This window comes from Streptomyces sp. NPDC006368 (genome assembly GCF_040612535.1).
GTDB lineage: Bacteria > Actinomycetota > Actinomycetes > Streptomycetales > Streptomycetaceae > Streptomyces.
Genome location: NZ_JBEXQK010000034.1, coordinates 13818 through 27002, shown reverse-complemented (window position 1 = coordinate 27002; position 13185 = coordinate 13818). Strand labels below are relative to the sequence as shown.

Genomic DNA, 13185 nt, shown 5'->3' with positions numbered 1-13185 from the left:
CGCTGCGTGTACGCCACGCTGATCGCCGTCGCCGTCCTGTGGGGCGCCGCCACCGGGCTGCTCGTGCCGCGCGCCGCCTACCGGCTGTCGGTCGACCCGGAGGAGGCGTGGCGGGACGTCTGCCCCGCCGGGCACCCCTTCACCGGGCCGGCGCGCGGCTGGCTCGGGCTCGCGCGGTGCGCGCCGTGCGGGGTGGCCGTGCCGGCGGGCGGACCCGGGCACCACCCGGACCGCGCCCACCCCGCGCCCGCCGCCGCCCCGCCCCCCACCGGACCGGCCGCCCCCTCGACCCTCACCGCCCGGCCCCTCACCGCCCCGGTGGTCACCGCCCTCGCCTGCGGCGCGCTCGCCGCCGCGACGGGCCCGCACCCCGAGCTCGCGGTCTGGCTGCTCCTCGCGCCGTTCGCCGTGCTGCTGGCCGCCGTCGACGCGGGCGTACACCGCCTGCCCGACCGGCTGACGCTGCCGCTCGCCGCGGCGGCCAGCGGGCTCCTCGGCGTCGCCGCGCTGCTCCCCGGGCACGCCGGCACATGGACGTCGGCGCTCCTCGGCGGCCTCGTCCTCGGCGCCGCCTACTTCACGCTGTTCCTCATCAACCCGAACGGCATGGGCTTCGGTGACGTCAAGCTGGCCCTGTCCCTGGGCGTGGCGCTCGGCTGGTACGGCTGGGGAATCCTCTTCGCGGGCGCGTTCGCGGGCTTCCTCTTCGGCGCGCTGTACGGGATCGGGCTCGTCGTCCTGGGGCGGGCGAGCCGCAAGAGCGCCATCCCCTTCGGCCCGTTCATGATCGGCGGCGCGCTGCTCGGGCTGCTGCTCGGCGCGTTCACCGCCACACCGGTGTAGCCCGCCGCGCCCGGGCCTGGCCGGCACTGACTCGGTGCGCCCGCCACCACGGCGCGGTCCGGGCGCACCGGGCATGAGAAGGGCCGCGAGGGGATGGGCCCTGGACTTCGGCGCCGGCCGCCGGCCCGCCGAAGTGCGGCAGGCAGCCCGGCGCGGCAGCGCGAACGGCACGTCCGGCGCGCGCGAGCCCGCCCCCGCGCCACCGTCGCACCCCACCACCGCCGGCGACCGCCGTGAGGGGGCCTGCCGGACGGCGTGCCCAGCACCACGCGCCATCCGCCTCACCCGGGCCGGCCGTCCGCCGACCTAGCATCCGGCGTATGCGGACATTCCTCACCAATGGGTCCTTGAGTCGTACGGCCTCACCGCCCCTCGTCCCGGTCACGGTGAACCCCCCCACCCCCCGGCTCCTCGTCTGGGGGTGGGCCGCGGCACTCTGCGCGCTGTACGCGACCGTCGCCGTACGCCGCCATCAGCTCCTGCGGACCACCGGCTACGACCTCGGCATCTTCGAGCAGGCCGTCCGGGCGTACGCCGAACTCCGCGCCCCCGTCGTGCCGCTGCGCGGCGAGGACTTCAACCTGCTCGGTGACCACTTCCACCCGCTGCTCGCCGCCCTCGCCCCGCTCTACCGCCTCTGGCCCTCACCCCTCTGCCTGCTCGTCGCCCAGTCCGCGCTCCTCGCCCTCGCCGTCGTCCCGCTCGCCCGCTGGGCCGCCCGCGCGCTCGGCCGCCGCGCCGCGCACGCCGTGGCCGCCGCGTACGGGCTGAGCTGGGGCATCGCGTCGGCCGCCGCCTTCGACTTCCACGAGGTCGCCCTCGCCGTACCCCTGCTCGCCTGGTCCCTCGAAGCCCTGGCCCGGCAGCGGTGGCGCGCGGCCGTCGCCTGGGCGGCGCCCCTGCTCCTCATCAAGGAGGACCTGGGCCTCACCCTCGCCGCCGTAGGCGCCTGCATCGCGCTGCGCGGCGGCCCGCGCACGCTCGGCCTCGCCACCGCCGCGACCGGTCTCATCGGCTCGGCCGTCGAGATCACGCTGCTGCTGCCCGCCTTCCATCCGGGCGGGTCGTACGCGCACGGCGGCAACCTCGGCGAGGGGTACGGGTCACTGCCGGCGGCCCTCGCGCACGCCCCGCTCGACGCGCTGCGCCCCGACATCAAGGCCATGACCCTCGTCCTGGTCTTCGCGCCCTCCGCGCTGCTCGCGCTGCGCTCCCCGCTCTCCCTGATCGCCGTGCCGACCCTCGCCTGGCGGATGCTGTCGCAGAACGCCTTCCACTGGGGCACGGCCTTCCACTACAGCGCCGTCCTCATGCCCGTCGTCGTCGCCGGGCTGATCGACGCGCTCACCGTGTGGCGCCGCACCGACCACCCGCTCGCCGCCCGCCACGTCCGCGCCTCGCTCGCCACCGTGCTCGCCGTGACGCTGGTGATGCTGCCGTCCTTCCCCCTCGCGCTGCTCGTCCAGCGCGCGACCTGGCGCACGACGCCGCACATCGAGGCCGCCCGCGCCCTGCTCGCCGAGATCCCGGACGGCGCCACCGTCGCCGCCTCCAACCGCCTCATCCCGCAGCTCACGTCGCGCTGCACGGTCGTCGTCTTCCCGACCTTCCCGGTTCAGGGGCAGCTGTACGCGTACGACAGGACGCGGCTGCCGCGGCCCACCGCCGAGTGGATCGTCTTCGACCGGCGGCCCCCCGAGGCCTGGCCGTACAGGACCGGCCACTGGCCCTACCCCCTTCGGCAGCAGGAGGCCGAGCTCGCGGCCGCAGAGAAGCGCTACGGCTACCAGCGCGTCGCCCGGCGCGACGGCATCACCCTGCTGCGGCGCGTCCAGGCGCGGCAGACGGGCGACTGAACGGCGGACAGGCCGACGGAGAGGGCGCCGACCCTGCGCCGCCCGCCCCGCGCGGGCGAGGCGCCGTCAACGCCGCGCCCCGCGGGCCGGGTCCCTCTTCGGGGGTACAGGCCCGCCCCGATTCGCCGGGCGCGCGGGCCGCCGCGACGGCCCCGGACTCCACGAACGCCCGGCCCGCCGCGCGTCCCCGCGCATTCGGAGCGTAGTGACGGCCTGTCGTGGCACGCAGCACCCCTTACGAAGGGTTATGGTGGAAACCCCCCCTCGGGCCGGTCCGTATCCCCCCCACGGACCGGCCCGTTTTCCGTCCGGGCCCGCGCCGGCGCTTCCCTGAGGCCGGGAACCGCTCCGGCCGGCCCCGGCCGCTTCGCATCAGCTCCGCGCGGCCCAGATGTTCGTACCGGCGGTGTCCACCGCGTACGAGTCGATCTCCTTCAGCTCCTCCTCGCCGAGCGGCGGCCCCGCCAGCGCCGCGATGTTCTCCTCCAGCTGCCGCACGCTGGACGCGCCGATCAGGGCCGACGTCATCCGCTCGTCGCGCAGTACCCACGTCAGCGCGAGCTGCGCCAGCGACTGGCCGCGGCGGCGCGCGATCTCGTCGAGGCCGCGCAGCCGGCGTACGACGTCCTCGGACAGGAGGTCCGGGTCGAGCGACTTGCCCTGGGCGGCCCGGGAGCCCTCGGGGATGCCCGTGAGGTACTTGTCGGTGAGCATGCCCTGGGCGAGCGGCGCGAAGGCGATGCAGCCCATGCCCGCCTCCTCCAGGGTGTCGAGCAGGGCGTCCTCCTCCGTCCAGCGGTTGATCATCGAGTAGGACGGCTGGTGGATCAGGGCCGGGACGCCCATCTCCCGCAGCAGCCGCGCCGCCTCGGCGGTCTGCTCACCGGTGTACGACGAGACACCGGCGTACAGCGCCTTGCCCTGCCGCACGGCCGAGGCGAGGGCGCCCATGGTCTCCTCGAGCGGGGTGTCCTTGTCGAAGCGGTGCGAGTAGAAGATGTCGACGTAGTCGAGGCCCATGCGCTTCAGCGAGGCGTCGAGCGAGGACAGCAGATACTTGCGGGAGCCCCACTCGCCGTACGGGCCCGGGTGCATGAGATAGCCCGCTTTGGTGGAAATGATGAGTTCATCACGGTACGGCGTGAAATCCTGGGCGAAGATCTTGCCGAAGTTCAGCTCGGCGGAGCCGGGCGGCGGACCGTAGTTGTTGGCCAGGTCGAAGTGGGTCACCCCCAGGTCGAAGGCGCGGCGCAGGATCGCGCGCTGCGAGGAGAGCGTGCGGTCGTCGCCGAAGTTGTGCCACAGGCCCAGCGAGATGGCGGGGAGCTTCAGGCCGCTGCGGCCGGTGCGGCGGTACTCCATGGTGGCGTAGCGGTCGCCGGCGGGGCGGTATGCGGGGGTATCAGTCACGTCTCCCTCCTTATCACGGACTTGTGACGGACCGGGTTGGGCCGCCGTGACCCCCGCGCAGTAATGTGGCGGCTTCGGGGACGGCCGCGCTGAGCCGGTATCGATCCCCCTGGGCCGACGCCGCTGCGGGCCCGTACGCAATCGAGAGGTGAGATCGGTGAACTTGCGCGACCTGGTGTACAGGCTCTACGCACGCCGGGTGGAAGGCCGCCTCGACCACGCCCAGGTACCGAAGCACATCGGCGTCATCCTCGATGGCAACCGGCGCTGGGCGAAGGCGTCCGGCGGCACGCCCGAGCAGGGCCACAAGGCGGGCGCGAGCAAGATCCAGGAGCTGCTCGGCTGGTGCGCCGAGACGGACGTCGAGGTCGTCACGCTCTGGATGCTCTCGACCGACAACCTGAACCGCCCCGAGGAGCAGCTCGTCCCGCTGCTCGGCATCATCGAGGACGCCGTGCGGGCCCTCGCCGCCGACGGCCGCTGGCGGGTGCACCACGTGGGCACGCTCGACCTGCTGCCCGCGCGGACCCAGGCGGTCCTGAAGGAGGCCGAGGAGTCCACCCGCGACCACACCGGGATACTCGTGAACGTCGCCGTGGGCTACGGCGGACGCCAGGAGATCGCTGACGCGGTCCGCTCGCTGCTGCTGGAGCACGCGAAGAAGGGGACCAGCTTCGAGGAGCTCGCCGAGATCGTCGACATCGACCGCATCTCCGAGCACCTCTACACGCGCGGCCAGCCCGACCCGGACCTGGTGATCCGCACGAGCGGCGAGCAGCGCCTGTCGGGCTTCATGCTCTGGCAGAGCGCCCATTCGGAGTACTACTTCTGCGAGGTCCACTGGCCGGCCTTCCGGAAGGTCGACTTCCTGCGCGCCCTGCGCGACTACGCGGCCCGTCACCGCCGCTACGGCACCTGACGGCGCGGGCCCCCGGCCCGCGAAAACCCGGTCACCCGCTGTTCACCGACGCGTCGTCATATGCCATGGCATGGTCGCGCGCGTTCGCGGGCATATCCCTTCCAGAAGTGAGCGGTACTCAAGCCCGCTCGCCCGGGAGGTCCTTTGCACCAGGACGACCGTGCACGCCGTGTACGGACGACGCGGAGGGCCGGAGCCCGGCCCGCGCGTCGAGGCCGGAGCGCGGCCTCATCCCCCCGCGACGCCGTCGCCGTCGCACCCCGACCTCATGTGCCTCTATAAGAGGGGGTCTGTCCTTACCGTGGTGACCAGCACAAAGCGCCGCCTGCACGACAGGCGGACTTACGTTCTCGACACCAGCGTCCTGCTGGCCGACCCCAACGCCCTGTCCCGCTTCGACGAGCACGAGGTCGTGCTGCCGATCGTCGTGGTCACGGAGCTGGAGGCCAAGAGGCACCACCCGGAGCTCGGCTACTTCGCCCGTCAGGCGCTGCGCCTGCTGGACGACTTCCGGCTCCGGTACGGCCGCCTCGACGCCCCCCTCCCCATCGGGGAGCTCGGCGGGACCCTCCGGGTGGAGCTCAACCACTCGGACCCCGGTGTCCTCCCGGCGGGCTACCGCCTCGGCGACAACGACTCACGGATCCTCGCGGTCGCGCGCAACCTCCAGGCCGAGGGATACGACGTCACGGTCGTCTCCAAGGACCTGCCCCTCCGTATCAAGGCGTCCTCCGTCGGCCTCCTCGCCGAGGAGTACCGCGCCGAACTCGCCATCACCGACTCCGGCTGGACCGGGATGTCGGAGCTGTCCCTCTCCGCCGAGCAGATCGACCTGCTCTACGGCGAGGAGTCGCTGTACGTCCCCGAGGCGGCCGGCCTGCCCGTGCACACCGGCCTGGTGCTCCAGTCCGAGCGCGGCAAGGCGCTCGCACGCGTCACCTCCGAGGGGAACGTACGGCTGGTCCGGGGCGACCGGGAGGCCTTCGGCATCCGCGGGCGCAGCGCCGAGCAGCGCATCGCACTGGACCTGCTCCTCGACCCCGACGTCGGCATCGTGTCGATGGGCGGACGGGCCGGCACGGGCAAGTCGGCGCTCGCGCTCTGCGCGGGGCTGGAGGCGGTCCTGGAGCGCCGGCAGCACCAGAAGGTGATGGTCTTCCGCCCGCTGTACGCCGTCGGCGGGCAGGATCTCGGCTACCTGCCGGGCAGCGAGGCCGAGAAGATGAGCCCCTGGGCGCAGGCGGTCTTCGACACCCTCTCGGCGGTGGCGAGCAAGGAGGTCGTCGAGGAGGTGCTGAGCCGGGGCATGCTGGAGGTCCTTCCGCTCACGCACATCCGCGGCCGGTCCCTCCATGACGCGTTCGTCATCGTGGACGAGGCACAGTCCCTCGAACGCAACGTCCTGCTGACCGTGTTGTCCCGTATCGGGGCGAATTCCCGTGTCGTGCTGACGCATGACGTCGCACAGCGGGACAACCTGAGAGTCGGCCGGTACGACGGAGTCGTCGCCGTCGTCGAGAAGCTGAAGGGCCATCCGCTGTTCGCCCATGTCACGCTCACCCGGTCGGAGCGCTCGCAGATCGCGGCGCTCGTGACCGAAATGCTGGAGGATGTGTCGATTTAACGGCCCTCGATCCGGCCCATGAACCGGCATATCCGGCAGGAAGTTGGCGCCGCCCGGCAAAGCGCGAGAGCTTAGCCGGGCGGCGCCGCGCTGTGCGACTCTTTCGGCGAAACTCCCGCGAGAAGCGGCATGTGAGCTTTCACACGCAACGAAGAATTGCCTTGCGGCGTCGCGGTCGGGCAGAGTCTTGCTTCCGTCAGGCCCCGCATACGGCACACCTGTAACAACTCAAGACCCGCTCGCCGTATGCCGCCCGAGCACCACGCGGCACTCCCGCAAGGGAGTTGCCCACCGGGCCCGTGTCCCCCGTGACCCAGCAGTGGGGGGACCAGCGCCAGGGGCACGATTTCGCCCGCGAGGTCACCTAACCGGGCGATGCTGGAAGGAAACCGTGTGAGCCGGATCTCGGTCCGGGGATTCGCGGTGGCGTCGGCCACTGCGGTCACCACTGTCGGCGCTGTCGTCGGCGTCGCCTCGGGCACCACCCAGCCCTCGAACGACAACTTCGAGGCCGCTGCCGCCGACACGACGCTCCTGGCGGACATCCCCGTCGGCCAGCAGGCCCAGGTACAGGTCTCGTCCCTGACGCAGCAGGCCGAGGCCCAGGCCGCCGCTGCCGACTCGGCCGCGCAGAAGTCCGCCGAGGAGGCCGCGCGCCTCCAGGCCGCCAAGGACGCCCAGGCGAAGAAGGAAGCCGCCGAGGAGAAGGCCGAGCAGGAGCGCAAGGAGCGGGAAGCGCGCGAGGCCGAGAAGCGGGCCAGCCGCGACGAGGTCCGTTCCGTGTCCAGCTTCGCCGCCAAGGGCTCGTACAGCGTCGCCGAAGTGCAGGCGATGGCCCGTCAGATGATCCCGGGCGACCAGTTCCAGTGCTTCAGCAACATCGTGGACCACGAGTCCGACTGGAACTACCGCGCGCAGAACCCCTCCTCGGGCGCGTACGGTCTCGTCCAGGCGCTCCCTGGCTCCAAGATGGCCTCCGCCGGCGCCGACTGGCAGACCAACCCGGCCACCCAGATCAAGTGGGGCCTGAACTACATGAACGACCGCTACGGCAGCCCGTGCGGCGCCTGGAACTTCTGGCAGGCCAACCACTGGTACTAGGCCGTCCGTTAGGCCATCGGCGGGATCCCGCCCTGCGCTCGACGTCCCGGAGCCCCTCGCCGTCCTACGGCGAGGGGCTCCGGGCGTGTACCGTCGGAAGCCCGTGACTCCCGGGGGAGCGGTGGGGGAAGAGAGAAGAACATGTCGAAAGTGCCAGGGTGGCTGGGCCGGCTGGGCGCAGGTCTGAGCAGGGTCGGAGAGCGACTGGAGGAGCGCCGCCGGGCGGAGGACGAACCGGATGAGCCGGGCGTGTCCGGACCTCACGGTGACGATGGCGCGCACGCACCCGAGAGCGTTCCCGCGCCCCCCACGTACGCCCCCGCCGTCGCCGCCCCGCCCGATCCGGTCGACGCCATCCCCTGGGGCATCCGCGTCGCGGCCGAGGCCGGCTGGCGGCTGCTCGTCCTCGCGGGCACGCTCTGGGTGCTGATGAAGGTCATCAGCACCGTCCAGCTCGTGGTGCTCGCCTTCGTCGCCGCCCTGCTGATCACCGCCCTGCTCCAGCCGACCGTGGCGCGGCTGATGCGCATGGGCCTGCCGCGCGGCTTCGCCACGGCCGTCACCGCCGTCCTGGGCTTCGTCATCATGGGGCTGGTCGGCTGGTTCGTCGTCTGGCAGGTGATGGACAACCTCGGCGACATCTCCGACCGCCTCAGGGACGGCATCGAGGAGCTGAAGCGCTGGCTGCTGGACAGCCCGTTCCACGTCACCGAGCAGCAGATCAACGACATCGCCAAGAACCTCAGCGACACCATCGGCACGAACACCGAGGAGATCACCACCGCCGGCCTGCAGGGCGTGACGGTGGTGGTCGAGGTGCTGACCGGCATCCTGCTGGCGATGTTCTCGACGCTCTTCCTGCTGTACGACGGCAAGCGCGTCTGGCAGTGGGTGCTCAAGCTGGTCCCGGCGCAGGCGCGCCCGGGTGTCGCCGGCGCGGGTCCGCGCGCCTGGCGGACGCTCACCGCCTATGTGCGCGGCACGCTCATCGTGGCGATGATCGACGCGATCTTCATCGGTCTCGGCATCTACTTCCTCGACGTGCCGCTGGCCGTGCCGCTCGGCGTCCTCATCTTCCTCTTCTCCTTCATCCCGCTGGTCGGCGCGGTCGTCTCGGGCGCGCTCGCGGTGATCGTCGCCCTGGTCACCCAGGGGGTGTTCACCGCGCTGATGGTGCTGCTGGTGGTGCTCGCCGTGCAGCAGATCGAGGGCCATGTGCTGCAGCCCTTCATCCTGGGCCGCGCGGTGCGCGTGCACCCGCTCGCGGTCGTCCTGGCCGTCGCGGCGGGCGGCCTGACCGCCGGGATCGGCGGTGCGGTGGTCGCGGTGCCGCTCGTCGCGGTCACCAACACGGTCGTCGGCTACCTGCGGGCGTTCACCCGCGAGCAGGCGATCCGCCACGGCGCGGCACCGGCGCCGGCGGGTGCCGCGCCGGCGGTTCCGTCCCGGGAGCCCCAGGAGCCCCGGGAGGAGTGACGGTACGGCGGCGCTCTCCCGCCTTGTGGAGCGCGCCACGTCGAGGGTGACTTCGCGCCCATGGACCCGGGCCGGGTGCCGGCCGGGCACGTACAGCGCGCGCCGCTCCCTCCTCCACCGGAACGCGTGAAGGGGCCCACCGGCACGGATGCCGGTGGGCCCCTTCGTACGCGTCAGGCGTGCGCCGTACCGATCACTCGGCGATGACGGCCTCGGCGTCGAGCGTCGCGCCGACCGCCTGGATCACAGCGGCGATCTTGAACGCCTCCTGGATCACGTCGCGGTCCACGCCGGCCTTGCGGAGCACCTGCTCGTGCGAGTCGAGGCACTGGCCGCAGCCGTTGATGGCGGAGACGGCGAGCGACCACAGCTCGAAGTCGACCTTCTCCACGCCCGGGTTGCCGATGACGTTCATCCGCAGACCGGCGCGCATCGTCCCGTACTCCGGGTCGGAGAGCAGGTGACGCGTGCGGTAGAAGACGTTGTTCATCGCCATGATGGCGGCGGCGGACTTGGCCGCCTGGTACGCCTCGGGCTTCAGGTTGGCCTTGGCCTCCGGCTCCAGCTCGCGCAGGACCTGCGGGGAGCGCGAGGCGATCGCGCAGGCCAGCACCGTGCCCCACAGCTGCTGCTGGGGGAGCTCGCTGTTGCCGATGACCGAGCCGAGGTTCAGCTTCAGGTCCTTGGCGTAGTCCGGGATGGCGGACTTCAGTTCGTCGAGAGCCATGTCAGATCAGGTATCCCGTCACTCGCCAGAGAGCAGCTTGACCGGGTCGAGGGTGTCCTCGCCCTTGGTCCAGTTGCACGGGCAGAGCTCGTCGGTCTGCAGGGCGTCCAGCACCCGCAGGACCTCCTTGGGGTTACGGCCGACGGAGCCGGCGGTCACCATGCAGAACTGGATCTCGTTGTTCGGGTCGACGATGAAGACGGCGCGCTGCGCGAAGCCGTCCGCGCCCTCGACGCCGCAGTCGCGCATCAGATCGTGCTTCGAGTCCGCGAGCATCGGGAAGGGCAGGTCACGCAGGTCGGCGTGGTCCTTGCGCCAGGCGTGGTGCACGAACTCCGAGTCACCGGAGACACCGAGGATCTGGGCGTCGCGGTCGGCGAACTCGTCGTTCAGCTTGCCGAACGCGGCGATCTCGGTGGGGCAGACGAAGGTGAAGTCCTTCGGCCAGAAGAACACCACGCGCCACTTGCCCTCGTAGGACTTGTGGTCGATCTGCGCGAACTCCTTGCCGCTCTCCAGCGACACACAGGCGGTCAGGTCGTACGTGGGGAACTGGTCACCGACAGTGAGCACACGCTCTCCTTGCAGCTGGGAAGTCCCTTTTGAGGTCTTCCGTGGGGGTTGGACGGAGCCACAGCATGGCACGGAGTGCATTGATCAGTGAAATAGCTAGACTGGGTCAAGTTGATCGAAGGTGGTTATCAGTGGTGTCCGTATATAAGGGTAAGCAGCCCAGTCTGGCTCAACTGCGGGCCTTCGCGGCGGTGGCCGAGCATCTGCACTTCCGGGACGCGGCGGCGGCGATCGGGATGAGCCAGCCCGCCCTCTCGGGCGCGGTTTCGGCGCTCGAAGAGGCACTCGGTGTCCAGCTGCTGGAGCGTACGACACGCAAGGTGCTGCTGTCCCCGGCGGGGGAGCGCCTCGCCGTACGGGCCAAGGCGGTGCTGGACGCCGTCGGGGAGCTGATGGAGGAGGCGGAGGCGGCGCGGGCGCCGTTCACCGGGGTGCTGCGCCTCGGGGTGATCCCGACCGTCGCGCCGTACCTGCTGCCCACGGTGTTGCGGCTGGTGCACGAGCGGTACCCCGAGCTGGACCTCCAGGTCCACGAGGAGCAGACCTCCTCCCTGCTGGAGGGCCTCGCGGCCGGGCGGCTCGAACTGCTGCTGCTCGCGGTGCCGCTGGGCGTGCCGGGCGTCACCGAACTTCCGCTGTTCGACGAGGACTTCGTGCTGGTCACGCCCGAGGGCCATGAGCTGGGCGGTCGCGAGGACATCCCGCGCGACGCGCTGCGCGAGCTGCGGCTGCTGCTCCTGGACGAGGGGCACTGTCTGCGCGACCAGGCGCTGGACATCTGCCGCGAGGCGGGGCGCCAGGACGGCGCCGCGGTCACCACCACGGCGGCGGGCCTGTCGACGCTGGTGCAGCTGGTCGCCGGCGGCCTGGGGGTGACCCTGCTGCCGCGCACCGCCGTCACGGTCGAGACGGGCCGCAACGAGCGGCTCCTGACGGGGTTCTTCGCCGATCCGGCGCCGTCGCGGCGGATCGCGCTGGCGATGCGTGCGGGGGCGGCCCGGCAGGCGGAGTTCGAGGAGCTCGCGGCGGCGCTGCGGGAGGCGATGGCGGACCTGCCGGTACGGATAGCGGAGCCGGGCGCGTAACCCGGGCACGTGCCCGCCCGCCGGGCGGCCGACCGGCCGCGTACCGGAGCGCGCGCCGCCGCCACTCCGCCCGCGGGCCGCCCCGGCGCGTCAGCCGCCACAGCGGCGGCAGGCTCAGCGGGGTCACCGCCAGGACCGGGCCGGCGCCCCCGCCCACCACCGGCAGGAGCGCCCACCAGTCGGGGACCTCCTCGCGGGGCCGGACTCCAGGAGCCCGAGGAGCGTGTGACCCATGGACATGGTCCCGACCATACGGGCGGCTGTACACCCCGGGTATACCGGCCCTGTTCGTGGGACGGGGGCGCGCGGGGGTGCCCCCGGGCCCGGGAGGGCCCGCCCCGGAGGGGCGGCCGACGGCGCGGGTCAGGCCGGAGGCGGCGGTGGGGTCTTCGGGGGGCGGCCCCGTTTCGGGAGGCGGGCCGGGGGGCGGGGCAGGCGGCCCGCGTCCGTGAGGGCCTTGCGCAGGAGGAACTCGATCTGGGCGTTCGCGCTGCGCAGCTCGTCCGCCGCCCAGCGCGCCAGCGCCTCGTGCACCGCCGGGTCGAGGCGGAGCAGTACCTGCTTGCGCTGCGGGCGCTCGGTCACTGGTAGAGCGTGCCCGTGTTCAGGACCGGCTGGGCCGCGCGGTCGCCGCACAACACCACCATCAGGTTCGACACCATCGCCGCCTTCCGTTCGGAGTCCAGCTCGACGATGTCACGCTCGGTGAGCCGGTCGAGCGCCGCCTCCACCATGCCCACCGCGCCGTCCACGATCTGCCGGCGCGCCGCCACGACCGCGCCGGCCTGCTGGCGCTGGAGCATCGCGGACGCGATCTCCGGAGCGTACGCGAGGTGCGTGAAGCGGGACTCGATGATCCGTACGCCCGCCGCCTCCACGCGCGCGTGCAGCTCGATCGCCAGCTTCTCGGTGATCTCCTCCGCGTTGCCCCGCAGCGACAGCCCGTCCTCGTCGTGCGCGTCGTACGGGTACTCGATCGCGATGTGCCGTACCGCCGCCTCCGTCTGCGTGGAGACGAACTCCAGGAAGTCGTCGACCTCGAACATGGCCTGCGCCGTGTCCTCGACCTTCCACACCACCACCGCGGCGAGCTCGATCGGGTTGCCGTAGGCGTCATTGACCTTCAGGACCGCCGTCTCGTGGTTGCGCACCCGCGTCGAGATCTTCGCCCGCGAGGTCAGCGGGTTCACCCAGCGCAGCCCGTCCGTGCGGATCGTCCCCCGGTACCGCCCGAAGAGCTGCACCACCCGCGCCTCACCGGGCGCGACCATGTTCAGTCCGCACATCGCGAAGAACGCGGCGAAGGCGATCAGCACCCCGGCGGCCACGAGCGCCACCTTCAGGCCGGTCGAGCCGGCCGTCGCGCCCGCCACCACCAGGCAGACACCGGCGACGACGCCGGCGAGGCCGAGCAGCAGGGCCAGGCCGCCGCCGATGCTGCGCGCGGCGAACTCCCTGACGTGCGGCTCCGGCATCTCGGGCAGGTCGGCGCGGTCGGCGAGGCCGGTGCGGTCGGTGGATGTGTTCCCGGTCATGGGGACCCCCGTGTCGTTGTCTAGCAAAGTGATATC

12 protein-coding genes are annotated in these 13185 nt (G+C 72.2%); 7 read left to right on the top strand and 5 right to left on the bottom strand.

The features are described from left to right. Positions 1–6 precede the first annotated feature (6 nt). Both ABZZ38_RS22590 and ABZZ38_RS22585 read left to right on the top strand, forming a co-directional pair. Positions 7–843, top strand: coding sequence for an A24 family peptidase (locus ABZZ38_RS22590; RefSeq protein ID WP_356742775.1), 837 nt, complete (start codon positions 7–9; stop codon positions 841–843). Positions 844–1190: 347 nt separating this feature from the next. Further along, entirely contained in the window at positions 1191–2699 is a 1509-nt protein-coding gene (locus ABZZ38_RS22585) for a DUF2079 domain-containing protein (protein WP_356742773.1), read from the top strand. Positions 2700–3071: 372 nt separating this feature from the next. Here the strand turns inward: ABZZ38_RS22585 and mgrA are convergent, their stop codons facing one another. Further along, positions 3072–4109: an L-glyceraldehyde 3-phosphate reductase gene (gene mgrA, locus ABZZ38_RS22580; protein ID WP_356742771.1), complete on the bottom strand. Its 1038-nt coding sequence runs from the start codon at positions 4107–4109 to the stop codon at positions 3072–3074. Between the two features lie 157 nt (positions 4110–4266). On the opposite strand from mgrA, the gene ABZZ38_RS22575 reads away from it, so the two are divergent. The 4 genes from ABZZ38_RS22575 (at position 4267) to ABZZ38_RS22560 (ending at position 9229) form a co-directional block, all read left to right on the top strand. Continuing rightward, positions 4267–5028, top strand: coding sequence for an isoprenyl transferase (locus tag ABZZ38_RS22575; RefSeq protein ID WP_356742769.1), 762 nt, complete (start codon positions 4267–4269; stop codon positions 5026–5028). 301 nt (positions 5029–5329) lie between these two features. Beyond that, positions 5330–6652, top strand: coding sequence for a PhoH family protein (locus tag ABZZ38_RS22570; protein WP_356742767.1), 1323 nt, complete (start codon positions 5330–5332; stop codon positions 6650–6652). A 393-nt stretch (positions 6653–7045) separates the two neighbouring features. Continuing rightward, complete coding sequence (locus ABZZ38_RS22565; protein WP_356742765.1) at positions 7046–7753, top strand: transglycosylase SLT domain-containing protein; 708 nt, start codon at positions 7046–7048, stop codon at positions 7751–7753. A 141-nt stretch (positions 7754–7894) separates the two neighbouring features. Next, positions 7895–9229, top strand: coding sequence for an AI-2E family transporter (locus ABZZ38_RS22560; protein WP_356742763.1), 1335 nt, complete (start codon positions 7895–7897; stop codon positions 9227–9229). A gap of 193 nt (positions 9230–9422) precedes the next feature. On the opposite strand, the gene ABZZ38_RS22555 is transcribed toward ABZZ38_RS22560, so the two are convergent. Together ABZZ38_RS22555 and ABZZ38_RS22550 are read right to left on the bottom strand one after the other, a co-directional pair. Continuing rightward, positions 9423–9956, bottom strand: a complete 534-nt coding sequence (locus tag ABZZ38_RS22555) for an alkyl hydroperoxide reductase (RefSeq protein WP_356742761.1) — start codon at positions 9954–9956, stop codon at positions 9423–9425. Between the two features lie 18 nt (positions 9957–9974). Continuing rightward, positions 9975–10529: a peroxiredoxin gene (locus ABZZ38_RS22550; protein ID WP_356742759.1), complete on the bottom strand. Its 555-nt coding sequence runs from the start codon at positions 10527–10529 to the stop codon at positions 9975–9977. Positions 10530–10660: 131 nt separating this feature from the next. On the opposite strand from ABZZ38_RS22550, the gene ABZZ38_RS22545 reads away from it, so the two are divergent. Beyond that, positions 10661–11614 carry a LysR substrate-binding domain-containing protein gene (locus ABZZ38_RS22545; protein ID WP_356742757.1) on the top strand — a complete coding sequence of 318 codons (954 nt, stop codon included), beginning with the start codon at positions 10661–10663 and terminating at the stop codon, positions 11612–11614. Between the two features lie 363 nt (positions 11615–11977). Here the strand turns inward: ABZZ38_RS22545 and ABZZ38_RS22540 are convergent, their stop codons facing one another. Then, positions 11978–12199 (bottom strand): hypothetical protein, encoded by a 222-nt coding sequence (locus tag ABZZ38_RS22540; protein WP_356742755.1) that lies wholly within the window; start codon positions 12197–12199, stop codon positions 11978–11980. Continuing rightward, positions 12196–13149, bottom strand: a complete 954-nt coding sequence (locus ABZZ38_RS22535; RefSeq protein ID WP_356742751.1) for an SPFH domain-containing protein — start codon at positions 13147–13149, stop codon at positions 12196–12198. The genes ABZZ38_RS22540 and ABZZ38_RS22535 overlap by 4 nt, the downstream gene beginning before the upstream one ends. Positions 13150–13185 lie beyond the last annotated feature (36 nt).